We start from the raw sequence: 23,934 nt of genomic DNA on the forward strand, positions 1-23,934 counted from the left end.
GGTCTTTCCCTCTTGACGACTAGACTTCTTCCTTCTTGCGCACCGGTGCCTTGCGCTTGGGCTCTTCCGGTGCCTCCGGCACATAGGGCTTCTCGCCCTTCGGCGCCGGTGCAAGCAGGTTTTTTAATGCCGAGAGCCGGTCTTTCAGCAGCGGCCGAAAACGCGTCGCGCGATAGGGCATGTCGGCAGCGCCATACCCTTCGGGACCGTCATCATTACCGCGATGGATTTCCGTGAGCTTGACGCCGATAAACTCGCCGTCGATGTAATGCTTGTAGGGACCGACCCAACGGATGGTGTAGATCTGCCCCTTGCGGATGCCCTGATCGATAGAGACATTCTTGAACTTGTCGTCGATGCAGACGACCTTCTGTCCGACGTGAAAATTGTTCATTGGCAAACCCTTCAGAGGTTCTCCGGACGCAAGATCGCCGGGACCGCAAATATTTGACCGTCAGATAGCCGTTTTCCACATCGTTTTGCAACGAGGAGGCGCGAGAAACGCCGGCTGCTGCAGGCGGTGCACCGGCCCCCTGCCAGAAGAACCTTCATCGTCCCTGATATTGCTCGTCGCTGACATGTTCCATCCAGTCCACAGCCTTGCCGTCAAGCGCTTCCTGAATGGCGATATGGGTCATGGCCGTTGCCGGCGAGGCGCCGTGCCAGTGTTTTTCGCCCGGCGGGAACCAGATCGTATCACCAGCCCTGATTTCGCGGACAGGACCGTCCCAGGTCTGCGCAAGACCACTGCCGGAGGTGACGATCAGAGTCTGTCCGAGCGGATGGGTATGCCAAGCCGTGCGTGCGCCCGCCTCGAATGTGACGCAGGCACTGCGAACCCGGGCGGGCTCCGGCGCATCCAAGATCGGGTCGAGCCGGACGCTGCCGGTAAAATACTCCGCCGGTGGGCGAACCGACGGACGCGATCCACAGGGCTTGATTTCCATGACGATGGCTCTCCTTGGCAAAATTGTCTGCGCATGCGCAGAAGACAGAGTTCAAGATCGCAACATAGCGCGTTCCAGCCGGATGTCCCGCATCGCAGGCGAGAACCAGTTCGGTCACGGCAGCAGCGTCAGTACAGTCACAGTGTGTGGATCGCCGCGTCCGGACAAGCCTTGAGAGCGATGTCGCAGAGGTGCTGGTGATGTGTCAGGTAGATCACTTGCCCAACACCGGCCATATCGCCCATCAGCGAAAAGGCATGCTCGGCGCGGCCATCGTCGAATGTCTCCATGATATCGTCGGCAACGAATGGCAATGATTCGCGCGTGGCGGCGATCTCGTGATAACCGGCCGTGCGCAAGGCCAGGTAAAGCTGGAACCGCGTGCCCTTGGAAAGATCACGCGCCAGCTTCGAGCCGCCACCGGCGGCATTGGCGATCAAAAACTCCTCGCCCTTCTCGGCCTGCGTCGCCAGCCCTTCGTAATCGCCACCGCTGATGGCGCTGAAGGCCGCAGACGCCCGCCGCATCATCGCGCTGCGATGGCGCTCGCGATAGAGCCTGAGTGCCGTTTCACTGGCCAATATACCGACGCGCAGCCGAAGATAGGCGATAGCCCGCTCCTCGATCTCGGCCATGACTGTGCGTCGGCGCTCGTCAATATGAGCAGCCGCATCGCTGCCGCCGATGGCGGCGAGAGCTTTTTCCGCATCGCGGCGCTCGGCGTGCAACTCGCTGGCGTCGCGATCGTACTGTTCCCAGCGCGTATGCAGTTCCGCCATTTCCAATAGCAGGCCGTCCTTGTCGAGCGAACTCAGGATCGTCTCCGCTTCGTCGGCACGCGAGACGCCCAGGCGGGCGGCGAGATCGGTTTCCGCTTCCGCGATTCGCCCCCGCAGGCGCGCGCGGCTATTGGCTGATTCGAGATGCGTACCGACCTCCGCCAGAGTGGTACAGCCGAATAGATCCAGCATGTCCCGCCTTTGCGCCTCATGGCGCTGCCGCGATTCGCCGAGCATCTGCTGCTCAGCTATGCGCGCATCATTCTCCTCCGAAAGCCGCCGGAAAAGCGCCTCCTGCCGCAGTGCATCGGCCAACCGCTCCCGGATCACCTGGAGATCGGCCAAGGGATCATCCGATGCTGCCATGGACAGCTTCCCCGCAAGCACGCCGGTGATTGCGGTAAACGTCGCCTGATCCCGGCGCATTCCGTCGATGCGGTGATCCAGATCCGCCTTGCGCTGGATGAGTTTGTCGAGGTCCTGAAGCACGGCAAGGACAGGAACGACCTCCTGCACCGGCGCGGTTTCTGCCTTTTCGGCCAACCAGGTCGCCTCGAGCGTTTCATCCCATCGCGCAGTCCAGTTTGCCATGTCAGCCTCGGCCGAGGCCCATGCGGCGTCGCGGGAACGCAAGGCCGCCTGCGTCCGGTCCAGTGCTTCCGAAGCGGCAGCACGCGAATGGCGGACGGATTGCAGGGCAGTTACCCCCCGTTCGGCGAAAGCGATTGCCTCTTCCAGCCCCTTGGGCACTGCCTCGCCGAGCCCGCGCTCCTCGCATATCCCCGTCAGTCGCTGCAGCGCCTTTTCCTCGTCCGCCTTGGCAATCCGCAACTCTTGCTGCGTCACGCGAAGCTGGTTGCGAACCTCCAGTGCTGCCAGCCGGCGGGTTAGCCATGCCACCAGCTGGTTCAGCTTGGTTTCTTCCGGCAGGCCACAATTGCGCGCGACAACGGAAATTTCTGCTCTGAGACCGGCAATTTCCGCAAGCACCGTCGCATGCTGCTGCCGGAAAGCTGAAAGCCTGCCATTGCGCTCGACAATGGACAGGGAAAGCGCCCGCGCCTGGGCAAGGTCCTGTGCCCGGGCCAACCGCAAAGCTGTGGCTTCATCGTCTTTCCTCAGCAGTGATACGAAGATGCGCGCCGTTTCGCCATCCAATCGCCCGGCATGGGTCTGCCAAGCGAGGTCCCGCTCCTGTCGTAGCGCCAGTGCTTCGTCATCGCCGGCAAAGCCGCCTGTCCGCGTCAGTTCCACGAGCCGCGCGTCCTCAGCCATAATCAAGGCCACGTCTTCGGCAATCTTTTCATCCAGCCGCTTCAGCTGCTCGGTCAACGCCGACCGCCTTGCCGTCCATTCGGCAATCTCAGCGTCGCCGGGGATGGCGAGGGCCGCCAGTGCGTCAGGATCAAGCGGCGACGGTGCGAGTGCTGCAAGCCTATCGGTCAATTGGTCCTGAAACACCACGCTTTGCCGCGCCGCCATCTGTTGCCGCAACAGGCAATCATTCTGGCGCAGACTTTGCAAGACGTCGGCAAGAGGCGCGGGATCGTTGTCGTGAATGGCCGCATCCGGCGTTGTGAGCGCTGCATACGCCTTTGTTGCCTCGATGCTTGCGTCTGTGGCGAGCTGGCGTTCACGCGCGGCCGTGAAGAGCCGCTCGTTCAATGCCGGATATTTCTGGGCGAGATCCTGGATGCGCGCGGTGACCGCTGCAGGCAGAATTAACTTTGCCGCATTGTCGATACCGGTTCGATCAAGCCGTGCGAGGCATACGGCGATGTCGGCGGCTATCTTGCCGCGCTCGTCGAGGCGGTTCGGCATGTCCGTGGCGGCCGTCCTGTAGCGCGCCTCCAGCCCGGATTGCTCAAGATCGCGGATATCGGCGGCAAGCGCAAACACGGCCGTATCCCGCTCGATCGCGGCGATGGCGGCGGCTCGCCTGGCAATGTCGCTCTCCAGCTGTTCCAGCCTGGCGCCGATCTCGGTCTCCTCGCGCTGCAGCTGCGGCAGTATGGTGTGCCAAACGGCGGGTGGCTCGGGCGTATCGCCAAATTCGGCCAGTTCGGAGCGCAGGCCGCGCAGCCGGGCGAGAAGCGGCAGGCCTTCGATGCGGTCGCGGCCATGATCAAGCGAAACGCGCAGCTCCGCCCGCGCCTTGACGGCGGCCTCGTGCCGTTCGGCGGCGGCGTCCCGCGCCTTGCGCAGGCTGGCGAATTCGCGGGCGTTGACATCGATGGCGTTCTTTTCTTCTTTGAGAACGTCGAGTTGAGCCTTCAACTCGCCCAGTCGATGTTTTTGCCCCCGCGGCTTGTAAAAAGCATCGGCCTGCGCCTTCAGACCGGATAGGATCGCGCTGCTGTCCGGCAGGCCGGAGCTCGCCGAAAACAAGAGGGCACCGAGCTCCCCTTCACTCTTCAAAATGCTTTCGCCACCTTTTTCGATGCTGTCGTCGTCGAGCGAAAACATCATCTGATAGGTCGCCCGGTCGATCGAGCCAAGCGCTGCAGAAAAGAGATTGTCCGGCAGCGGCTGATCATCCGGCCCCAGCAGCGAATTCTGTTTGCGCTTGATCCGGGCAACGGTCTGCGTTCTGCCGCCGGTCTCGATGACGCCGCCGATGCGCATCGTCTCGTAGGGATGCAGAAAGCCATAGGTACTGCGATTGTCGATCCCGAACAGGAGATCGAGAAAAGCGGAGAACAATGTCGACTTTCCAGCCTCGTTGGGACCATAGACGATATGAAAATCCGGGCGCCCGGGACGCGCCGGCCCAAAATCCAGGCTGCGCCCGGTGAACTTGCCGTAGCGGACGAGATCAAGACGATGAAGGCGCATCAGCGGTCGGTCTCCCCGGCACCGCCGTGCAGATGGGCAAGGACATCATCGCTGCCAGCCAGCGCAATAGTATCGGTCAGCACCGCCGCGGTCTCCTCGTCACCAGCCAGGCTGTCGCGCAACTCGCGCGGCAATTGCTGCAGCAGCTCGTCAAGCATTGCACTGACCTCCCGGCGAAAACCGTGCGACGGCAGCACGTCCGACCGAATGAGACCCGCCAGCTCCTCGACCGGATCAGGGCCGGACAGGGAGGTACCGGGATCCACGCCCCGGCATTCGATATCGATCTTCTCGATCCAGCAGCCGGAGAGACCGGCGGCAAGATTGGAGAGTTCGGCAGACAACAAATCTGGATCCCGCCTCAGCTTCCAGGCAAGTGGCGTCGAGCCCGTCAGGGAAATGCGCAGGATCAGATGGTCGGCAAGGGAACGGTGCCTCAGCGACGAGAGCGCCTCGCCAACCGTCTCCAGCATCTGCCGCCAGTCCTGCACAGCGCTGAGGTCGATGGACAGACGCTCGAACACGGCCTGCCCGATATCGCGCTCCCGGTGCTCGAAGCGGCCGTCGTCACCGATGGTCACAAGTGTCACGGTTTTGGGTCCGGCTTCATTGATATCGCGCCCTTGCGGCATGCCGGGCATGACGATCAGCGGTGCCTCGGCATGAACCTGGCGCATATGGACATGCCCCAAGGCCCAATAATCAAACCCATGCCGTGCAAGCTCGGCCACACTCGTCGGCGCGTAAGGATCATGGCCCGGCGTGCCGGCCAGACTGGTATGCAGCATGCCGATATTGACGGCATCGGCGACCGGCGGCTGGAAGGATGGCAACAGACTGTCAGGCGCATGCGGATTGGCAAAGCTGATGCCATGGATATGGACGCCGCGGCCGTCACTGAGTGACTTGGCAAGAACCGGTTTTGCCCGACCGGCAAACACATGCACATTGGCCGGGAATGTCAGCTCGCGCGTCATTGCCGACTGCGAATCATGATTGCCGCGGATCAGGAACACGTTGATCCCGGCCGCTTCCAGCCGGCGCAATTCGCTCGACAGATAGAGAGCGGTGTTCATCGATGTTTGCGAGCCGTCGTAAAGGTCGCCCGCAATCAGCAGCGCATCGACGCCCTCTTCCAGGCACAGATCGACAATCCTTGCAAGCGCGGTGCGGGTCGCGCCGCGCACCAGCTCGGCGAGTTCCGGGTTTTTCAACGCAAGACTACGCAAGGGGGAATCGAGATGAAGGTCGGCGGTATGGACGAAACGAAAGGGCATAGCCGACCATGGCCTGCCGTCCGGCCTTGCGTCAATGCCACGAGTGCCATGCCGCCAGGTCTATTCAGCGCTTTCAGCAAAGCAACATTTTTGGGGAGATGCGGAACCTTGGCGCAAAGGTCCCGAATTAGACTTGACTACCCCACCAATATCACCGTCATTTGACATGGCCCCTCATAATATCCATATGAAACATCATGAAATCCACATTCGAAGTCTCCGACAAGCTCTTTGAGCTCTACCATCGCGTTCACCGCCTCATCAACGAATCGATGACGGAGGAAGGCGTGTCGCTGGCGCGCAGCAAGTTCCTGTTCTTCCTGAGCAAGCTTGGCCCCTGCCGGTCGACCGACATCGCCGGCGCGCTGAATTTTGCACCGCGAACGGTAACGGAAGCGATCGACGGGCTGGAGCGCGACAAGCTGGTGATGCGCAAGCCAGATCCGGAAGACCGCCGCGCCAAGATCGTCTCAATCACCGATGTCGGCCGTGTTGTTCTTGAGGCTGCCGAACATCCGCGCAAGCAGCTGATCGAGGAGATTTTCTCAGCCCTGGACGACGAACAGCTCGACCAGATGCACGATATTGTCAGCCGGCTTGTCGTCAAGGCCGAAGAAATCCGCAAGCGTAAGGAAAGCGGCGAAACGGCAGCCGAATAAACCCACCTTCACCCAATTGCATCAGATGCAAATAGAAAAGGCCGGGACATCATGTCCCGGCCTTTTCCGTTACCAGTACCGACGCACTTACATCGCGTTCATCGTACCGATCGAGAAGAACAGCGTTTCGCCTGAGGAGCCGTCGACCCCATCATTGTCGGTCACGACAAAGCCGTTGCCGGCAGCATCGACGGTGAAGCCTTCGACCTTGTCGACGACGTAGCCGTTGGTGGCGGACTTCAGGTCAGGAATGAGATCGCGAACCTCTTCCTTCTTGACGACAGGCAGCTCACCGCCGAGCTTGGCCGGCTTCAGGTCGGCAAGCGCCACGCGGTAGAGCTTCTTCAGCTTGGCGGCCTGGCCGATCAGGTTGTCACGCTCGATGATGTAGGCGTGGTCGCCGTTCGCGGTGATTTCGGAAAGGCCGACCCAGCCTTCTTCGGTTTTCTCGAGGGGATAACGCACGGCGCCCCACTCCTTCGAGGACGGCTTGTAGGAGACAAGCTTCACAAAGCCCTTCTCGTCATCGCCCCATTCGCGCTGCATGGCCATCCAGAGAACCTGGTCATCGCCTTCGCCAACGCTGGTGATGCCTTCGAAGCCAAAGCGCTTATCGCCGGAACGCAGCTCGGCGGGAATGGCGATTTCCTTTTCGATCTCGCCTTTCTTGTTCACGTGGATAATGGCGTGGCCGACGAGCTTGTCGGCGTCACCTTCGTTGGCGAGCCAGAAGCCACCCTCGCCGTCCGGCGTCAGGCCTTCGCTGTCGAGCTTCTGCGCGGCAGCGCCGTTGCGCGTGATGCGCAGAGCATCGACGATTTTCGCCGGCTTTGCGTTTGCGTCGATCGTGAAGATCGTCGGCTGCGAGGCGTAGAAGGAATCGTTGACGGCGTAGAGCATGCCCGGCTTGTCCTTGACCGGAGCAAGGCCGGAAAGCGCGCCGAAGCCGATCAGTTCGCCGTCCTTCTCGGTGGAGACGATTTGCGGATAGGCGGCTTCGCCTTCCGCACGCTCATAGAGCATGACGTGCGAACGGGCGCCGCCATCTTCGACGAGGTCGGTTTCGTTTGCGGTCACGAAGAGGTTGCGGCGCGGAATGGCAACGGCGCCTTCAGGACCGACGCCCGACGGCAGAAGCTGGAGAAGCTCCGGCTCAGCGCCGGTGTCCTTGTAGACGCCGACGACAGACGCACGCTCGGCAAGCACGAAGAACAGGTTGTCGTCACCGAACTTGGCAGCTTCCAGGCCTTCCGGCTCGACGCCTTTCTTGTTGCGCTTGTCCGGGTAGTGACCAATCTTGGCGATCTCGCGCTCGAAGCCGGCGCCGTTCTCGTAAAGAACCTTGCCGGTCTTGTCGAAGATGGTGAAGCCGCGGGCGCCGCCCTTCCAATCGCCTTCGTTGGCAACGACGAAGCGGTTGTCGTCCAGCCACTTCACGGCGTCGGGTTCACGGGCGACATCCTTCATATCGCCTGTGAACTTCAGTGCACCGTCCTTCTTGGTGTCGATGCCTTCAAGGTTGACGGTACCAGCGGAGAAATGGCTCTTCACGGTGCCGGTCTTGCCGTCGATGATGAGGATATAGTTGTTTTCCTGGAGCGTCAGCGCGATCTCGTCCTGGCCATTGAAGGTGACGAATTCCGGCTCCGGATCGTCGCCGGCGACATCGGCAAGGCCGGTCAGCGTGACGTGCTTGATCGAGCCGCAATCGACGACGCCGTCCTTGAGCGACAGGATCACCAGGTCGCCGGCCGGCATCTGCGGGATGTCGCCGTCATTGACCTCTTCGTCGCGCTCGTTTTCGATCGCGATCGCGGCAATCGTCTTGTCCTTGTTGAGGGCGATGGAGTCCGGCTGGCCGCCGAGGTCGCAGGTCGTGTCGATCGCCTTGGAGGCAAGATCCACCTGCGCCAGGATGCCCGACGGCTTGACGAAGCTTTCGCGCGTATTGATCGCGACAAGCGCCTTGCCAGCCGCGATGGTCACCGAGGTCGGCTCACCGTCGAAAGCGACGGAACCGCCAGCCTTCGGAGCCTTCGCATCGGTGATATCGATAAAGCCGATCGCCTTGTTGGGGCTGTCGGAATAGACCAGCATGTTGCCGTCTTCGCTGGCGGCGATGATTTCGGCCGAGGTGACGGATTTCTTGTCAACGCCTTCAGGCAAATTGCCGGCGACGGCGAATGAGGCAATACGATTGAATACGGGTTCTGCGCTGACCGCCGACGCGGTCGAGGCAGCAAGCACGGCAGCGAATGCTGCGGTGAGCGAAAATGTCTTCACGGGGATGTCCCTCCTGAGCAATGAATACGGAGGGGTTTTGAGCGTGCAGTGTAACACCCGCATGACAGCCAAAGTATATTAGAAATCGGGCGCCAACACGAAGCGATACGCTGCCCTGGAAAACACCTGAAACGAAAAGAGGCCCGGGAAAACCCGGGCCTCAAATCAACCTGCTCTCGAACCGTTGGCGTCTTCGCCACGGTGCTGCAGACGAAACATGAAACTTAGTTCACGGCGTCCTTGAGACCCTTGCCGGCCGAGAACTTCGGCACGTTACGGGCAGGGATATCGACTTCTGCGCCGGTGGACGGGTTACGACCCTTGGATGCTTCGCGGCGGCTGACCGAGAAGTTGCCGAAGCCAACGAGGCGAACGTCGCCGCCGTTCTTCAGTTCTGCCTGGATAACGTCGAAGATTGCATCAACTGCAGAAGATGCATCTGTCTTCGAGAGTCCGGCCTTCTCGGCAACTGCGGACACGAGCTCATTCTTGTTCATGTTTCCACCCCTTTCAATACTGGTTCGAAACGACTCAATTTTCAAGCCGAGGGCAGCATACGCGCGACCCTCGCCTTGGCAAACCCAATCGCTCCGAATCCCATGGAATGCAAGGCTTTGCGAGAGGTTTTACATAAAAAAGACCGGCAAAAATGCCGGTCTTCCACTGTTTCAGCTCCAAATCAGTGCACAACCTGTGGCAGGCACCAGTTCGAGCTCAAGTCAAGTGCCTAGTGGGCAATCAACGCGCCGGCGTCATCTGCCGGATCGGCTGCCGCAACCGGCACCGCCTGCTTGGCCGGATCCCACTCGATCGCGACCGGAACCCTCAGCAGTGCATGTTGCAGAACCTCGCCAATATGCGAAACCGGAACGATCTCCATATTGTTCTTCACATTGTCCGGAATATCCGCCAGGTCCTTGGCGTTTTCTTCCGGGATCAGCACCTTCTTGATGCCGCCGCGAAGGGCTGCGAGCAGCTTTTCCTTCAGGCCACCGATCGGCAGGACACGGCCGCGCAGGGTGATTTCACCCGTCATCGCCACGTCCTTGTTGACGGCAATACCGGTCATGATCGACACGATCGCGGTTGCCATGGCCACACCGGCGGACGGACCGTCCTTCGGTGTCGCGCCTTCCGGCACGTGCACATGAATGTCGCTCTTGTCGAACAATGGCGGCTCGATGCCGAAATCGATGGCACGCGAGCGGACATAGGATGCCGCTGCCGAAATCGATTCCTTCATCACGTCGCGCAGGTTGCCTGTCACCGTCATGCGGCCCTTGCCGGGCATCATGACGCCTTCGATCGTCAGAAGCTCGCCGCCGACTTCCGTCCAGGCGAGACCGGTGACGACACCGACCTGGTCAGTGCGCTCAGCTTCGCCATGGCGATAGCGCGGAACACCAAGATAGTCGTTGATGTTCTCGGCAGTCACCTCAACCTTGTCGGTGCGACCCTTCAGGATTTCCGTGACGGCCTTGCGGGCAACCTTCATCAGCTCGCGCTCAAGGCTACGCACACCGGCTTCGCGGGTGTAGGTCTGGATGATCGCCGACAAGGCACCGTCGGTGATCGAGAACTCCTTCTGCTGAAGCGCGTGGTCGGCAATCGCCTTCGGCAAAAGGTGCCGCTTGGCAATTTCCAGCTTTTCCTCTTCGGTATAGCCAGCGATACGGATCACTTCCATGCGGTCCATCAAAGGTGCAGGGATATTGAGCGTGTTCGCCGTGGTGATGAACATCACGTTCGAGAGATCGTATTCGACCTCCAGATAGTGGTCCATGAACGTCGAGTTCTGTTCCGGATCCAGCACCTCCAGGAGAGCCGACGACGGATCGCCGCGGAAATCCTGGCCCATCTTGTCGATTTCATCGAGCAGGAAGAGCGGATTGGACTTCTTTGCCTTCTTCATCGACTGGATGACCTTGCCGGGCATCGAACCGATATAGGTACGGCGGTGGCCACGGATTTCGGCTTCGTCACGAACGCCACCGAGTGCCATGCGGATATATTCGCGGCCGGTCGCCTTGGCGATCGACTTGGCAAGCGAGGTCTTGCCGACGCCCGGAGGACCGACGAGGCACAGGATCGGCCCCTTGATCTTCTGCGAACGCGCCTGGACCGCCAGATACTCGATAATCCGCTCCTTGACCTTGTCGAGGCCGAAATGATCCAGTTCCAGCACCTTTTCGGCGTGGTTGAGATCGGTCTTGACCTTCGACTTCTTTGACCATGGAATGCCCAGCAGCCAATCCAGATAGTTGCGCACGACAGTGGCTTCCGCCGACATCGGGCTCATCTGGCGCAGCTTCTTGACTTCCGCGTCGGCCTTTTCACGCGCTTCCTTGGACAGCTTGGTCTTGGTGATGCGGTCTTCCAGCTCGGCCATCTCGTCGCGGCCTTCCTCGCCGTCGCCGAGCTCTTTCTGGATCGCCTTCATCTGTTCGTTCAGGTAATACTCGCGCTGGGTCTTTTCCATCTGGCGTTTCACACGCGAACGGATACGCTTTTCGACCTGCAGAACCGAGATCTCGCCTTCCATGAAGCCGAGCGCCTTTTCAAGGCGCAGCTTGACGCTGGTCGTCTCAAGCATTTCCTGCTTTTCGACGATCTTGATGGAGAGATGCGATGCGACGGTATCGGCCAGCTTCGAATAGTCTTCGATCTGGCTGGCAGCGCCGACGACTTCCGGGGAAATCTTCTTGTTGAGCTTCACATAGCTCTCGAATTCCGACACCACCGAACGGCTCAGCGCCTCGACCTCGACCGGATCTTCTTCCGGCTCGGACAGCGGATGTGCCATTGCTTCATAGAATTCCTCGCGGCCGGTATAGCCGTCGATTTCGGCGCGCGCACGGCCTTCGACCAGAACCTTGACGGTGCCGTCGGGCAGCTTCAGCAGCTGCAGCACATTGGCAATGGTGCCGATCTGATAGATCGCAGCCGGTTCCGGATCGTCGTCGCTGGCATTGATCTGGGTCGCAAGCATGATCTGCTTGTCGGTCCCCATGACCTCTTCCAGCGCTCGGATCGACTTTTCACGGCCAACAAACAGCGGCACGATCATGTGCGGGAATACCACGATGTCGCGCAGCGGCAGCACCGGGTAGGTCGCGCTCTCGATTGCCGGAGACGTTTTGCTCGTCATGTCATTTCCTTTCCGTCCCGTTTCCGGGCCCGTTACCCGAAGCGTTCAAGGGCGCTCCCGGTCCTCATTCTTTCCACTGTCAGGTGGAGTGTGTGACGTCTGTTTTCAACCCTTTGCCGACTACCGACCTGGGAGGGGGCGTAGTCGGATAGTAAACGGCATCTGACTGTTGCGGGCCTTGCCGCGGGAGTGAACGCACACGCTTCGTGCCGGGACACATCGACACAGAATCGTTACATAATCGCGTTGTTGACCGCTTTTAGCAATCGCTGATTCTCGCGAATTTTCATCCAGAAGCTACGTCCACCGGTCAAGCTTTCAACGGATGGATATCCGCAAAATATGCAGGGCTGACCTGCACTTATTGCTTATGCGCACCCTGCCCGGCCGACACTGGCCAAACAATTCAGCACATTTCCGCATAAAAAAGGCCCGCACATGGCGGGCCTCTTTGAAAATACCGATCCGATCACGCCGAAACGTTGGCCTTTTCCTCGGAACGTTCCGAGTAGATGTAGAGCGGACGCGCTGAACCCTTGACCACCTCGTCGGAGATGACCACTTCGCGAACGCCTTCCAGCGTCGGCAGTTCGAACATGGTGTCGAGCAGGATCTTTTCCATGATCGAACGCAGGCCACGAGCACCCGTCTTGCGGATGATGGCGCGCTTGGCGATTTCGCGCAGCGCATCCTCGTGGAACGTCAGTTCCACGTCTTCCATCTCGAACAGGCGCTGGTACTGCTTGATCAGCGCGTTCTTCGGTTCCGACAGGATCTGGATCAGGGCCGGCTCGTCGAGATCCTCGAGCGTTGCCAGAACGGGCAGACGGCCGATGAATTCCGGGATGAGGCCGAACTTTACCAGATCTTCCGGCTCCAGTTCGCGCAGAACTTCGCCGACACGGCGATCTTCCGGAGACTTCACCGAAGCGCCAAAGCCGATCGAGGTCTTTTCGCCACGCGCCGAAATGATCTTGTCGAGGCCGGCAAAAGCGCCGCCGCAGATGAACAGGATGTTGGTCGTGTCAACCTGCAGGAATTCCTGCTGCGGATGCTTGCGGCCACCCTGCGGAGGAACGGATGCGACCGTGCCTTCCATGATCTTCAGCAGTGCCTGCTGCACGCCCTCGCCCGAAACGTCCCTGGTGATCGACGGGTTGTCGGACTTGCGCGAAATCTTGTCGACTTCGTCGATATAGACGATGCCGCGCTGTGCACGCTCGACATTGTAATCGGCCGACTGCAGGAGCTTCAGGATGATGTTCTCGACGTCTTCCCCGACATAACCGGCTTCGGTCAGTGTCGTGGCATCCGCCATGGTGAACGGCACATCGATGATGCGGGCCAAGGTCTGGGCAAGATAGGTCTTGCCGCAGCCGGTCGGGCCGACGAGCATGATGTTGGATTTTGCAAGCTCGATGTCGCTTCCCTTCGCGGAATGCGCCAGACGCTTGTAGTGATTGTGGACGGCAACTGACAGGATGCGCTTGGCCTGTTGCTGGCCAATGACGTATTCGTCGAGAACCTTGATGATCTCCTGTGGCGTCGGAACGCCATCGCGGGACTTGACCATCGATGTCTTGTTCTCTTCGCGGATGATGTCCATGCACAGTTCGACGCATTCATCGCAGATGAATACTGTCGGTCCGGCAATCAGCTTGCGGACCTCGTGCTGGCTCTTTCCGCAGAAGGAGCAGTATAGGGTATTCTTGGAGTCACCGCCGTTGCTACCGCTGACCTTGCTCATATCACTTTCCTTCCAGCACGCCGGACACCCAGACAAGGTGTAACGGACTACTCAACCCGCTCCGCACACTTTGCGCGTTCATGCGCATAATGACGGCGCTTTCGGGAGTACGAACCGGCCTCAAACAACCATGTTTGATGCCCGGCAGCAACGAATCTCCCACCGACTACCGAATGCTAGGACTTCAAACTTCAACATAGCATTAACGGTCGATACTAACGGCTTTGGCCTGCGGATAAAGCCCCATGACTATTACAAATGTGTCACAAATGCATCTATCCGCACACAAAAGCTTGAATTCACACTTCAGCAGCGGATTCCATGGCCTCACGTGAGGTGATGACCTTGTCGACGACACCCCAGCTCAGCGCTTCGTCCGCAGTCATAAAGTGGTCACGATCAAGCGTCTGTTCAACCTCTTCCAAAGTCCGGCCTGTGTGCTTGACGTAGACTTCGTTGAGACGGCGCTTCATTTTCAGGATATCGCGGGCATGCCGTTCGATGTCGGATGCCTGGCCCTGGAAGCCGCCGGACGGCTGGTGAACCATGATGCGGGCATTCGGCGTCGCAAAGCGCATGTCCTTGTGGCCGGCGGCCAGAAGCAGCGAACCCATGGATGCGGCCTGGCCGACGCACAATGTCGAAACAGCCGGCTTGATGAACTGCATCGTGTCGTAGATCGCCATGCCGGCGGTGACGACGCCGCCCGGAGAATTGATGTAGAGGGCGATTTCCTTCTTCGGGTTTTCGGCCTCGAGGAACAACAACTGGGCGCAGATCAGCGTTGCCATGTGGTCTTCCACAGGACCCGTCAAAAAGATGATGCGCTCTTTCAGGAGACGCGAAAAGATATCGTAGGAGCGCTCGCCGCGATTGGTCTGTTCAACGACCATCGGCACCAGAGCCATAGCGGTATCAACGGGATTTCTCATGTCAAACCTTTGTCTATCTGGCGCGCAAACCCTCTTGCACACCGGGAATCATCGGGAATATCTCTTGTCCATACATAGAGTGTCCAAGTACCCGACTTCAAGTCGCGAAGTCTTCATAACGTTAATACACGTCCCGGACCGGAACGTTGCCACCGAAGCGTCCGGTCGATCCTTTAGCGGGTTCTAACTGTCAGGATAGGGGCAATCGGCCATTTTTCCTTTTCCACACAGGCTTTGGCGCATTCTGAGTGAAAAATCGGTAAATGCCGATCAGAGCTGCGATTCGATCGGCAGAATGCCGATAATCCCGGCCGTCAGGCGACGCCAGAAACCGGCTTCCGGTTCGCGGCGAAGGACGCGCTCCTCATCGCCTTGCCGGTCGTGCCAGCGCAGACGTCCCTTTTCGAGCGACAGGCGGAAGCTGTTTTCAGGGCTGGTTTCCGCGTCAAAAATAGCCTCGACCTCTCTCACCAGCGCCGGGTGGGTAAAGAGCACGCCCATTTCCGTATTCAGAGACGCCGAGCGGGGATCGAAATTCATCGAGCCGACAAAGCCGGTTTTTCCATCGACAGTGAAAGCCTTGGTATGCAGACTGGCGCCGCGCGAACCGAAGAGCGACATCCGCTGCGGATCGCCGAATTCGTGCGTCGCCTTCAGTTCGAACAGAACCGCCCCGCCTCTCAGAAGCGCCTTGCGGTAATTGGCGTAGGCGCCGTGGACTGCAGCGACGTCAGTGGCGGCCAGCGAATTGGTCAGCACCTCGACCTTAACCTGCCGCTGCACAAGCCGCGCGATCTCGGCAATGCCCTGCGCACCGGGGATGAAATAGGGGGAAATCACCCGGACGCCATGCTGCGCCGACGTCAGGGCCGGCATCAGTTCGCGCATGACCCAGTTATTGCGCTTCTGCAGAAATGCCTTTTCCGGCGGATCCGACACCAGCATGGCAGCGCTTGTCCAATGCAGCACTGTGTTGGCGGGCAACAGGGCGCCGTCCGATATCATCGTATTGACATGAGCCAGATAATCCCGGCCGCCGGGCGTCGCCGCGATTGTTTCCAGCTTGGCTCTGAAGGCCGGCAGGTAATGGGCGCGCGGCGTGCGCAGCGAGCCGATAGGCACCACGACCGGGCTGTTCCAGTAGCGATCGAAGACGGTTGATGCATCGTCGGCGACGGGCCCCAGCATCCAGACATCGAGATCGCGAAAATTCGACTGTTCATCCGCATCGAAATAAGCGTCGCCGATGTTGCGGCCGCCGGCGATCACCAGGCGGCCATCGGCGATCCATTGCTTGTTGTGCATACGCCGCGTCGCCCGGAAGGGCCGCATCATCATTTCCAAGCCGCGCTTCAACCGATCGGTGCGTGCGCGGCTGGGATTGAACAGCCGGACCTCGATATTTTCATGACCATCCAGCGCAAGGCACATGCGGTCGTGCAGGCCGGCATTGATATCGTCGAGGAGAAGCCGCACGCGCACACCGCGATCGGCTGCCGCCAGCACTTCGCGTATCAGCATCCGTCCGGTCAGGTCGTTCTTCCAGTAATAATATTGCAGATCGAGGCTGCGGCCGGCCCTGCGCGCCGATAGAGCCCTCAGCGCGAAAGCAACCATATTATCGGAGATCAGCGAAATTCCGTTCAGGCCGGCGTGCTCGTCCAAAAGCGGCGCTGCCAGCCGGTCGATTTCCGTCCGGTCAGCCTGCGGCTGCAGGGCGGCCGATTCCGGCCCCTGAAGGTGGCGTCCGAAGCGGCCATAGGTGTAGACGGCAACCAACGCCAGAAGGCCGAACACGGAAGCGGACAGAGCGACGATATGGGCACGCATGCTATGACGGCCTGTTGGTCATGATTGAGCGGCGGAAACCGATTCGATCGGGTTTCCCTCGCCAACTGCGGCCTTGAGATCGATATAGGCCTTGATCGGCAGGTGATCGGAAGCGACGCGGGAGAGCGGTGTATTGTGTACCTCCACCGCGGTGACCAGATTGTGCGGGCTGCCCATCACCCGGTCGAGCGCCAGAAGCGGAAAGCGCGAGGGGAAACTCGGCACCGCCGTTGCCGCGTGATCAAAGATGGGGCTGAGCGAACTCAGCGCCGAGCGGCGTCCCATGCGCCACTCGTTGAGATCGCCGATCAACAGCGTCGGCCGCTCTTCCGCCTCGCTGATGGCGGCGATGATCGCTTCCGCCTGGCGGGCACGCGAATGCCGCAGCAGTCCGAAATGCGCGGCAATGATGCGCAGCGGACCGGCCTTCAAATCGAGATCGACGACCAGCGCGCCGCGCGGCTCGACACCGGGCAACTTCAATTGATGAACCTTGGCGACGGCGCCCTCACGCAAAAGAAGCACATTGCCGTGCCAGCCATGCCCCTTGGCGGAGAAGGCGGCGATCGGCACCGCGATCAGGTGACAGTCGCGATGCAGCCGTTCAAGATCGAGCAACCCTGCCCGTTCGCCAAACCGCTGGTCTGCCTCCTGCAGCGCGATGATGTCGGCGCCGATCTCGCTGATCACGTCGGTGGTGCGGCCGGGGTCGAAGCGCTTGTCGGTGCCGACGCATTTGTGGATGTTATAGGAGGCAATCACCGTGTCGCCCCGTTCGCCTGCCGGATCTCTGCCCGCCAGCGACACGCGCTTTCCGCGGATGGCGGCCAGAATGCCCTTTGACAGGCTGGTATGCGACGATGCCATAGTCTCTCTCTGGTCGTTGCCGTTCATCATCCATGACATAGACATGTCCCACCGCAAGGCAAGACAGTATCCGGCATAAGCATGTTTTTCGTGACCTGAGCGACGATTTTACGGGGTAGGAAAATCTGCTAGCGGCAAGACAATTTCCTTGTCGCGCGACCTCCGCTGACCATAAATCACGGCATAGTCCGCCATTTCATCCAGTGAGAATGCAAAATGCCCGCGCCATCAGCCATTTCCATCACGCCTTCGACCCGCACCGCCAGCATCGACGTTCGCGATCCCGGCTTTTACAAAAACCCGCTCGCCACCTACGCTGCCCTGCATGCGCAATGTCCGTCGTTCTTTTGGGAAGAGCAGCAGCAATGGTATTTTGCAGGCTATGACCAGGTGAGCAGCCTGCTGCGCGATCGCCGCTTTGGCCGGCAGATCCTGCATGTGGCGACCCGCGAGGAGCTGAACTTGCCGGAGCCCAAGCCGCATCTGGCAGATTTCGACCGGCTGGAGGCCCATTCGCTGCTCGAGCTCGAGCCGCCGGCGCATACCCGGTTGCGCACGCTGGTCAATCGCGCGTTCGTCTCGCGCCAGATCGAACAGCTGAAGCCCGAGATCGCCGCCCTCTCCCATTCCCTGATCGACGGTTTCGAGAAAGAAGGCCGGGTCGAGCTTCTGAAGACCTATGCCGAAATCGTTCCGGTCACGGTGATCGCGCGCATGCTCGGTGTGCCGCTGGATATGGCGCCAAAACTGCTCGACTGGTCGCACCGCATGGTGAAGATGTATGTGTTCAATCCGTCGCTGGAGACCGAACATGACGCCAACCGGGCCTCGGCCGAGTTCGCCGATTACCTGAAGGGCATCATCGACTGGAAGCGCAAAAATCCCGCCGACGATCTTTTGACCCACATGATCACCACCGAAAAGGACGGCGAGCGGCTGTCCGACGACGAGTTGATCTCGACGGCAGTGCTTCTGCTCAATGCGGGACACGAAGCCACCGTGCATCAGCTCGGCAACGCCGTGCGCACCCTGCTTGAGACCGGCACATCGGTAAAAGACGTATTTTCCAGCGACACGGCCACCGAACGGACCATCGAAGAAACGATGCGCTATGCTGCGCCTCTGCACATTTTCCAGCGATACGCGCTCTCCGACATCGAACTCGACGACGGCATCAGCCTGAAAAAAGGTGACAAGATCGGTCTTCTGCTGGGTGCCGCCAATGTCGATCCGAAGAAATTCTCCGATCCCCTCAGCTTTCACCCCGAGAGAAACGAAGGCGCCCACGTTTCCTTCGGCGCCGGCGTGCATTTCTGCATCGGCGCACCGCTGGCACGGCTGGAGCTGAAACTGTCGCTGCCGATCCTGTTCGAGCGGCTGCCGGGTCTGAGGATGACAAGCGAGCCACAGATCAAGGACAGCTATCATTTCCACGGACTGGAGCGGCTGGAACTGGAATGGTAGCCAGAACGGCGCAGCATTCGTGCCGCGGTACAGACTGCTGACAAGCTCATTTTCTCACCGTTCGACAGGTCATTTGGGAAACCGTGCGCTTGCCAAATTCCCCGTCATCTCTGTGCTTGTCACAGAGATCCAGCCAGCCCAAGTCATTGGGCTGAAAGAGTCTTTTGACCCGACGGACGTCGGGTCGCTGGATCCCCGCCACAAGGGCGAGGATGACGGAAAGTGGAGTGCCACTCTCGCCCAGACAGTCGATTTTTAGTGTTTGTCAGCAGTCTGCGGCGCGGCTCTCACGCCGCGCCAGATCACATTTTACTCCGGAAAATCCGCAGCTTCGGTCACATCGGCCCAGGCTTCGAAATCGCGGCGCAGCGTCTCGATCTTGGCCCGGCCGCCCGCCAGCGCCGCCTTGCCCAAAAGCAGGCGTAGCGGCGGATTTTCGGCTTCGACAGCCTTGATGATGGCTTTGACGGCGCGCTCCGGATCACCGGCCTGCTTGCCGCTGCGTTCACGAATGACCGAGGCATTCTTGCCGGCCGTCTCGCAATAGTCCTCGATCGTCTGGGGCGCCTCATTGGCCGAACGTCCGGCCCAATCGGTTCGAAAGCCGCTGGGCTCGACCAGAAGAACCTTGATGCCGAGCGGCGCCGTCTCGAGAGACAAGGCCTCGGACAGGCCTTCGACGGCAAACTTGGTTGCGTTGTAGAAGCCGACGGCCGGTCCGCCACGAATGCCGCCGATCGACGATATGTTGACGACGGTGCCCGAACGCTGCTTGCGCATGGCGGGCAAGACTGCCCTCGTCATCGCAGCAAGGCCCCAGACGTTGATTTCGAACATGCGGCGGACTTCGTCCAGTTCACTTTCCTCGACCGAGCCGAAATAGCCGATGCCGGCATTGTTGACAAGCACGTCGATGCGGCCGAACCGGGCAAGCGCCGCCTTGACTGCGGCGTCGACCTCTTGCGGCTTGGTGACGTCGAGCTTCAAAGCCAGAGCCTTGTCTTCGTTGCCCTTCACGAGGTCTTCGACCTGCGCCGTATTGCGGGCGGTCACGACGGTCGGATAGCCCAGCGACAGCGTTTGCTGCGCCAGTTCCCGGCCGAAACCGGTCGAACATCCGGTGATGAACCAGACGGGTTTGTCGGCTTGAGACATTGGATTTCTCCTAACGATGGAAAGGACGGCGAATGCCGCCCTCGGGGTACGCCCATCGGATATAGGAAGGCTAGACCCGAATGACATAGTCCTTGCGAGTCGTTTCAATCACTTCCCAGGTTCCCTTGAAGCCGGGTCTGAGGATCATGCTGTCGCCGGCCTTGAGATGCGTTTCGGCACCGCCGTCTTCAGTGACGATGGAAACGCCGGACAGGATATGGAAATATTCCCATTCGTCATAGACGATCCGCCATTTGCCCGGCGTCGCCTCCCAGATGCCGGCATAGATGCCCCCTTCGGCTTCCTCGAAATTCCAGGTGCGGAATTTTGGCGCGCCGGAGATCAGCCTGTCCGGTGCCGGGGCGCCGGCTTCGGGCTCGAGAGACGTAGGATCGAATGTCAGCGCGTGGGTCATGAAATGCTCCGCAACGAAAAAGAGATGGCCGGCGAACGGCCATCTCTGGATGGATCAGGCCTTCGCAAGCGACTGTTCGAGATCGGCGATGATGTCGGCGACATCCTCTATGCCGACCGACAGGCGCACGACTTCCGGGCCAGCGCCGGCTGCCGTCTGCTGTTCCGGCGTCAACTGCCGGTGCGTGGTCGAGGCCGGGTGAATGACCAGCGAGCGGGTGTCGCCGATGTTGGCGAGGTGCGAAACCATTTCGAGGCCCTCGACGAAACGCTTTCCGGCCTCGTAACCGTCCTTCAGACCGAAGGTGAAGACGGCACCTGCGCCGCGCTTGGAGTATTTCTGCTGCAGCGCATGGTTGGCGTCGCTCTCAAGACCCGCATACTTCACCCAGGCAACCTTGTCATGGGCGCTGAGCCAGGTGGCGACGGCAAGCGCGTTGTCGCAATGGCGCTGCATCCGGAGCGGCAGCGTCTCGATGCCGGTCAGGAGCAGGAAAGCGTTGAACGGCGAGATCGCCGGGCCGAAATCGCGCAGGCCCAGCACCCGGCAGGCGATGGCGAAGGCGAAATTGCCGAAGGTCGCATGCAGTACCATGCCGGCATATTCCGGGCGTGGCTCCGACAGGATCGGATACTTGCCGGATTTCGACCAGTCGAACGTGCCGCCATCGACGATGACGCCGCCCATCGAATTGCCATGGCCACCCATGAACTTGGTCAGCGAATGCACGATGATATCGGCGCCGTGCTCGATCGGCTGGATCAGGTAGGGTGTGGCCATCGTGTTATCGACGATCAGCGGCAGGCCATGTTTCTTGGCGATGGCGGAAATCGCGGCGATATCGACGAAAGTGCCACCCGGGTTGGCAAGGCTCTCGATGAAGATCGCCTTGGTGCGGTCGTCGATCTGGCTTTCGAAGGAGGCGATATCGTTGGTATCCACCCAGCGTACCTGCCAGTCGAACGACTTGAAGGCGTTGCCGAACTGGTTGACCGAGCCGCCATAGAGCTGCCGGGCCGCCAGGAAATTGTCGCCAGGGCTCATGATCGCATGGAACACCAAAAGCTGGGCTGCATGGCCGGAGGCGACAGCGAGCGCTGCCGTTCCGCCTTCAAGCGCTGCAACGCGCTCTTCCAGCACCGCCTGGGTCGGGTTCATGATTCGGGTGTAGATATTGCCGAATGCCTGCAGGCCAAACAGCGAGGCGGCATGATCGGTGTCATTGAAAACGAAGCTGGTCGTCTGGTAGATCGGCGTTGCCCGTGCGCCCGTGGTCGGGTCTGGTGCTGCACCTGCGTGGATCGCGAGCGTGTTGAAACCGGGTTTGTTCGTCATGGATGTGTCCTCCCTTGATCAAGTTCGGCGCACTATTTCAGAGGCGATGCCGTGCGGTCAAAGACTGTTTTGCCTGATTTGCACGCCGGGCGAGCAAGGAATTCCAAAACGGCACCGCAAGGTCTAAAATCAGCCAACCAATCGCGGGTACTCGATCGCCGGACAGCGGTCCATCACCACCTGAATGCCGTTTTCCTCAGCCTTTGCCGCAGCTTGGTCGTCGCGCACTGCCAGTTGCGTCCAGATGAATTTGGGGCGGTTTTTCAAAGCAAGGATTTCATCGACCAGCGCCGGAAGGGCATCTGCAGCGCGGAAAACGTCGACCATGTCGATCGGTTCGGCAATGTCGGCAAGCGTGGCAAAGACCTTTTGACCGTGAATTTCCCTGCCGGCCTGGCCCGGATTGACCGGGAAAACCGTATAGCCCTTGCGCAGCAGGAACGCCATCACGCGGTAGCTCGGCCGCTCGGTATTCGGCGAAGCACCAACGAGGGCGATGGTTTTCGTCGAGCGCAGAATGTCGGTCAGATAATAGTCCGGATACACGTCATGATTCATTGTCGAATTCCACGCTCTGTAATCTTCGCCGATAATTGGGACAGCATTCCTATCTGTCAACCGATCACCTGCGGGTTCGCATGTAAATTCGCGGGGGACAACGGTTCTCGCGTGACCAAATCTGGCCTTCCGTCAAAATCGCATTGCTTTTCAAGAATTGCCGCCGCAAAACTCGATCAAATACTGCGTCGCCTCTCTCGGCCCTCTGTCTTCTCGCATTCCTGAAGGTTTCCCGTGCCTCTCGACGTCATCGCTCTCGTTCTGTTCGGGGCGCTCCTGCATGCAACCTGGAATGCACTGGTTAAAGCCGGAACCGAGAAATCGCTGGATGCCGCAATGATTGCGCTGGGTGCCGCCGTCGTCGCCCTGCCCTTCCTGCCCTTCATGCCCCTGCCGCATGCGGATGCCTGGCCGTTCATCCTGGTCTCCGCGCTGTTTCAGTTCGCCTATTTCCAGCTTGTCGCCGCAGCCTACCGCGCCGGTGATATCGGCCTGGTCTATCCACTGATGCGCGGCGTCGCTCCCTTGCTGGTGGCGGCGACAAGCGGTGCGATCATCGGCGAAAACCTGTCCAGCGGCGCAATCGCCGGCGTGCTGACGATCTCGACCGGCGTGCTGACGCTGGCGTTTGAGGCGCGCAAGGGCGGCACGCGTGCCATTCTGCTGGCGCTTGCCAATGCCGTGGTGATTGCCTGCTACACCTATGTCGACGGGATCGGTGCCCGGGTGGCGCTCAACCCGATCTCCTACACGCTGTGGATGGCGCTTTTGCCGCCGGTGCTGCTGTTTTCCTGGGCTTTTGCCAAGCGCGGCCTTGCGCCAGTGCTCTTCCACGTGCGTCATCAATGGTGGCGCGGCCTGATCGGCGGCGGCGGCTCGATCGGCGCCTATGGCCTGGCGCTCTGGGCGATGACCAAGGCCCCGGTCGCAACGGTCGCGGCGCTGCGCGAAACATCGATCCTGTTTGCCATCGTCATATCCATTGTCTTTCTGAAAGAACGCGTCAGCCTCTTCCGCATTGCGGCCGCCTGCCTGATCGCACTCGGGGCGCTGCTGCTGAAGCTGGCTTGAGCGATGATTTACGCCAACTTCAGGCGGCAGATTTTGCGGGAAGAACTTCGGCCTTGATCCGATCACCGTTTTGCCGCGATGCGACCGCGAGATTATAGGTGGCCTGAAGTCCGAGCCAGAACTGAGGATCATTTCCAAAGAACTGACCGAGCCTCAAAGCGGTATCAGCGGAAATTGCACGTTTTCCAGTCAGAATTTCGGAAATACGTCCGGAGTTTATGCGCAACGCGAGTGCCAACGCGTTGCCCGTCATGCTGCGCGCATCCAATTCTTCCCTGAGCATTGCGCCCGGGTGAACCTCAAACATTCCAGTCTCCTTCAATGGTAATCCACGATTTCAACGTCATAAGCATGTCCGTCTTCAAATCGAAAACACAGCCGCCAAGGTCCATTGATGGTCATGGCCCATTGGTTTTTTCGATCGCCAGACAACTTATGCAGGCCAACCGATTTCAAGGAGCCAGATCATCCAGAGACCGGGCATTCTGCAGCATTACCAGCCGCATTTTTGCCTTGTCGGCATCCAAGCCGGAAAACTTTGATTTTCCACTCTCGGCAAATTGCCGCGTCGCGCTGTTGGCGATCGATTTGATCATCCGGCAAACATACTACGCGTCGCGATGCATGTCTAT

21 protein-coding genes are annotated in these 23,934 nt (G+C 59.9%); 3 read left to right on the plus strand and 18 right to left on the minus strand.

What is annotated here, in order from left to right; translation table 11 throughout:
• Positions 1 to 19: 19 nt before the first annotated feature.
• The 4 genes from ACP7E0_RS04010 to ACP7E0_RS04025 form a co-directional block, all read right to left on the minus strand.
• On the minus strand, positions 20 to 394 hold the full coding sequence (locus ACP7E0_RS04010; protein WP_426123136.1) for a CAP-Gly domain protein: 375 nt from the start codon (positions 392 to 394) through the stop codon (positions 20 to 22).
• Positions 395 to 548: 154 nt separating this feature from the next.
• Positions 549 to 947, minus strand: coding sequence for a (R)-mandelonitrile lyase (locus ACP7E0_RS04015; RefSeq protein WP_426123137.1), 399 nt, complete (start codon positions 945 to 947; stop codon positions 549 to 551).
• 137 nt (positions 948 to 1,084) lie between these two features.
• Entirely contained in the window at positions 1,085 to 4,561 is a 3,477-nt protein-coding gene (locus ACP7E0_RS04020) for an AAA family ATPase (RefSeq protein ID WP_426123138.1), read from the minus strand.
• Complete coding sequence (locus ACP7E0_RS04025) at positions 4,561 to 5,838, minus strand: metallophosphoesterase family protein (protein WP_426123140.1); 1,278 nt, start codon at positions 5,836 to 5,838, stop codon at positions 4,561 to 4,563. The genes ACP7E0_RS04020 and ACP7E0_RS04025 overlap by 1 nt, the downstream gene beginning before the upstream one ends.
• A gap of 197 nt (positions 5,839 to 6,035) precedes the next feature.
• On the opposite strand from ACP7E0_RS04025, the gene ACP7E0_RS04030 reads away from it, so the two are divergent.
• Positions 6,036 to 6,497 (plus strand): MarR family winged helix-turn-helix transcriptional regulator, encoded by a 462-nt coding sequence (locus ACP7E0_RS04030; RefSeq protein WP_426123141.1) that lies wholly within the window; start codon positions 6,036 to 6,038, stop codon positions 6,495 to 6,497.
• 87 nt (positions 6,498 to 6,584) lie between these two features.
• On the opposite strand, the gene ACP7E0_RS04035 is transcribed toward ACP7E0_RS04030, so the two are convergent.
• The 7 genes from ACP7E0_RS04035 to ACP7E0_RS04065 form a co-directional block, all read right to left on the minus strand.
• On the minus strand, positions 6,585 to 8,780 hold the full coding sequence (locus ACP7E0_RS04035) for an esterase-like activity of phytase family protein (protein ID WP_426123142.1): 2,196 nt from the start codon (positions 8,778 to 8,780) through the stop codon (positions 6,585 to 6,587).
• Between the two features lie 224 nt (positions 8,781 to 9,004).
• Positions 9,005 to 9,277, minus strand: coding sequence for a DNA-binding protein HupB (gene hupB, locus ACP7E0_RS04040; protein WP_037107702.1), 273 nt, complete (start codon positions 9,275 to 9,277; stop codon positions 9,005 to 9,007).
• Between the two features lie 230 nt (positions 9,278 to 9,507).
• The gene (gene lon / locus ACP7E0_RS04045; RefSeq protein WP_426123144.1) at positions 9,508 to 11,928 is read right to left on the minus strand and encodes an endopeptidase La; all 2,421 of its coding nucleotides are present in this window, start codon (positions 11,926 to 11,928) and stop codon (positions 9,508 to 9,510) included.
• Between the two features lie 469 nt (positions 11,929 to 12,397).
• Positions 12,398 to 13,675: an ATP-dependent Clp protease ATP-binding subunit ClpX gene (clpX, locus tag ACP7E0_RS04050; protein ID WP_068953387.1), complete on the minus strand. Its 1,278-nt coding sequence runs from the start codon at positions 13,673 to 13,675 to the stop codon at positions 12,398 to 12,400.
• A 299-nt stretch (positions 13,676 to 13,974) separates the two neighbouring features.
• Positions 13,975 to 14,607 carry an ATP-dependent Clp endopeptidase proteolytic subunit ClpP gene (gene clpP, locus ACP7E0_RS04055; RefSeq protein WP_426123145.1) on the minus strand — a complete coding sequence of 211 codons (633 nt, stop codon included), beginning with the start codon at positions 14,605 to 14,607 and terminating at the stop codon, positions 13,975 to 13,977.
• Positions 14,608 to 14,877: 270 nt separating this feature from the next.
• Positions 14,878 to 16,437: a phospholipase D family protein gene (locus ACP7E0_RS04060; protein WP_426123146.1), complete on the minus strand. Its 1,560-nt coding sequence runs from the start codon at positions 16,435 to 16,437 to the stop codon at positions 14,878 to 14,880.
• Positions 16,438 to 16,455: 18 nt separating this feature from the next.
• Positions 16,456 to 17,304, minus strand: coding sequence for an endonuclease/exonuclease/phosphatase family protein (locus ACP7E0_RS04065; RefSeq protein ID WP_426123600.1), 849 nt, complete (start codon positions 17,302 to 17,304; stop codon positions 16,456 to 16,458).
• Between the two features lie 216 nt (positions 17,305 to 17,520).
• Between ACP7E0_RS04065 and ACP7E0_RS04070 the strand changes: the two genes are divergently transcribed.
• Positions 17,521 to 18,768, plus strand: a complete 1,248-nt coding sequence (locus ACP7E0_RS04070) for a cytochrome P450 (protein ID WP_426123147.1) — start codon at positions 17,521 to 17,523, stop codon at positions 18,766 to 18,768.
• A 309-nt stretch (positions 18,769 to 19,077) separates the two neighbouring features.
• Here ACP7E0_RS04070 and ACP7E0_RS04075 read toward each other — a convergent pair whose 3' ends face one another.
• The 4 genes from ACP7E0_RS04075 to ACP7E0_RS04090 form a co-directional block, all read right to left on the minus strand.
• Complete coding sequence (locus ACP7E0_RS04075; RefSeq protein ID WP_426123148.1) at positions 19,078 to 19,923, minus strand: oxidoreductase; 846 nt, start codon at positions 19,921 to 19,923, stop codon at positions 19,078 to 19,080.
• Positions 19,924 to 19,993: 70 nt separating this feature from the next.
• Positions 19,994 to 20,338, minus strand: a complete 345-nt coding sequence (locus ACP7E0_RS04080) for a cupin domain-containing protein (RefSeq protein ID WP_426123150.1) — start codon at positions 20,336 to 20,338, stop codon at positions 19,994 to 19,996.
• Between the two features lie 54 nt (positions 20,339 to 20,392).
• Positions 20,393 to 21,673 carry an O-acetylhomoserine aminocarboxypropyltransferase gene (locus ACP7E0_RS04085; RefSeq protein WP_426123152.1) on the minus strand — a complete coding sequence of 427 codons (1,281 nt, stop codon included), beginning with the start codon at positions 21,671 to 21,673 and terminating at the stop codon, positions 20,393 to 20,395.
• A gap of 129 nt (positions 21,674 to 21,802) precedes the next feature.
• Entirely contained in the window at positions 21,803 to 22,231 is a 429-nt protein-coding gene (locus ACP7E0_RS04090) for a CoA-binding protein (RefSeq protein ID WP_426123153.1), read from the minus strand.
• 234 nt (positions 22,232 to 22,465) lie between these two features.
• Here ACP7E0_RS04090 and ACP7E0_RS04095 point away from each other — a divergent pair, with 234 nt between their 5' ends.
• Positions 22,466 to 23,302 (plus strand): EamA family transporter, encoded by an 837-nt coding sequence (locus ACP7E0_RS04095; protein WP_426123155.1) that lies wholly within the window; start codon positions 22,466 to 22,468, stop codon positions 23,300 to 23,302.
• A 19-nt stretch (positions 23,303 to 23,321) separates the two neighbouring features.
• On the opposite strand, the gene ACP7E0_RS04100 is transcribed toward ACP7E0_RS04095, so the two are convergent.
• The 3 genes from ACP7E0_RS04100 to ACP7E0_RS04110 are packed head-to-tail and all read right to left on the minus strand — an operon-like array spanning position 23,322 to position 23,898.
• Entirely contained in the window at positions 23,322 to 23,609 is a 288-nt protein-coding gene (locus ACP7E0_RS04100) for a HigA family addiction module antitoxin (RefSeq protein WP_426123156.1), read from the minus strand.
• An 11-nt stretch (positions 23,610 to 23,620) separates the two neighbouring features.
• Positions 23,621 to 23,704: a hypothetical protein gene (locus ACP7E0_RS04105; RefSeq protein WP_156383411.1), complete on the minus strand. Its 84-nt coding sequence runs from the start codon at positions 23,702 to 23,704 to the stop codon at positions 23,621 to 23,623.
• Between the two features lie 50 nt (positions 23,705 to 23,754).
• On the minus strand, positions 23,755 to 23,898 hold the full coding sequence (locus tag ACP7E0_RS04110; protein WP_426123157.1) for a hypothetical protein: 144 nt from the start codon (positions 23,896 to 23,898) through the stop codon (positions 23,755 to 23,757).
• Positions 23,899 to 23,934 lie beyond the last annotated feature (36 nt).

Source organism: Pararhizobium sp. PWRC1-1, from assembly GCF_049897905.1.
GTDB lineage: Bacteria > Pseudomonadota > Alphaproteobacteria > Rhizobiales > Rhizobiaceae > Pararhizobium.

What these genes read in the sequence shown, in the direction of transcription:
- ACP7E0_RS04010 (WP_426123136.1), bottom strand. Translation starts at nt 394, where the DNA reads ATGAACAATTTTCACGTCGGACAGAAGGTCGTCTGCATCGACGACAAG.
- ACP7E0_RS04015 (WP_426123137.1), bottom strand. Translation starts at nt 947, where the DNA reads ATGGAAATCAAGCCCTGTGGATCGCGTCCGTCGGTTCGCCCACCGGCG.
- ACP7E0_RS04020 (WP_426123138.1), bottom strand. Translation starts at nt 4,561, where the DNA reads ATGCGCCTTCATCGTCTTGATCTCGTCCGCTACGGCAAGTTCACCGGG.
- ACP7E0_RS04025 (WP_426123140.1), bottom strand. Translation starts at nt 5,838, where the DNA reads ATGCCCTTTCGTTTCGTCCATACCGCCGACCTTCATCTCGATTCCCCC.
- ACP7E0_RS04030 (WP_426123141.1), top strand. Translation starts at nt 6,036, where the DNA reads ATGAAATCCACATTCGAAGTCTCCGACAAGCTCTTTGAGCTCTACCAT.
- hupB (WP_037107702.1), bottom strand. Translation starts at nt 9,277, where the DNA reads ATGAACAAGAATGAGCTCGTGTCCGCAGTTGCCGAGAAGGCCGGACTC.
- lon (WP_426123144.1), bottom strand. Translation starts at nt 11,928, where the DNA reads ATGACGAGCAAAACGTCTCCGGCAATCGAGAGCGCGACCTACCCGGTG.
- clpX (WP_068953387.1), bottom strand. Translation starts at nt 13,675, where the DNA reads ATGAGCAAGGTCAGCGGTAGCAACGGCGGTGACTCCAAGAATACCCTA.
- clpP (WP_426123145.1), bottom strand. Translation starts at nt 14,607, where the DNA reads ATGAGAAATCCCGTTGATACCGCTATGGCTCTGGTGCCGATGGTCGTT.
- ACP7E0_RS04060 (WP_426123146.1), bottom strand. Translation starts at nt 16,437, where the DNA reads ATGCGTGCCCATATCGTCGCTCTGTCCGCTTCCGTGTTCGGCCTTCTG.
- ACP7E0_RS04065 (WP_426123600.1), bottom strand. Translation starts at nt 17,304, where the DNA reads ATGGCATCGTCGCATACCAGCCTGTCAAAGGGCATTCTGGCCGCCATC.
- ACP7E0_RS04070 (WP_426123147.1), top strand. Translation starts at nt 17,521, where the DNA reads ATGCCCGCGCCATCAGCCATTTCCATCACGCCTTCGACCCGCACCGCC.
- ACP7E0_RS04075 (WP_426123148.1), bottom strand. Translation starts at nt 19,923, where the DNA reads ATGTCTCAAGCCGACAAACCCGTCTGGTTCATCACCGGATGTTCGACC.
- ACP7E0_RS04080 (WP_426123150.1), bottom strand. Translation starts at nt 20,338, where the DNA reads ATGACCCACGCGCTGACATTCGATCCTACGTCTCTCGAGCCCGAAGCC.
- ACP7E0_RS04085 (WP_426123152.1), bottom strand. Translation starts at nt 21,673, where the DNA reads ATGACGAACAAACCCGGTTTCAACACGCTCGCGATCCACGCAGGTGCA.
- ACP7E0_RS04090 (WP_426123153.1), bottom strand. Translation starts at nt 22,231, where the DNA reads ATGAATCATGACGTGTATCCGGACTATTATCTGACCGACATTCTGCGC.
- ACP7E0_RS04100 (WP_426123156.1), bottom strand. Translation starts at nt 23,609, where the DNA reads ATGTTTGAGGTTCACCCGGGCGCAATGCTCAGGGAAGAATTGGATGCG.
- ACP7E0_RS04105 (WP_156383411.1), bottom strand. Translation starts at nt 23,704, where the DNA reads ATGACCATCAATGGACCTTGGCGGCTGTGTTTTCGATTTGAAGACGGA.
- ACP7E0_RS04110 (WP_426123157.1), bottom strand. Translation starts at nt 23,898, where the DNA reads ATGATCAAATCGATCGCCAACAGCGCGACGCGGCAATTTGCCGAGAGT.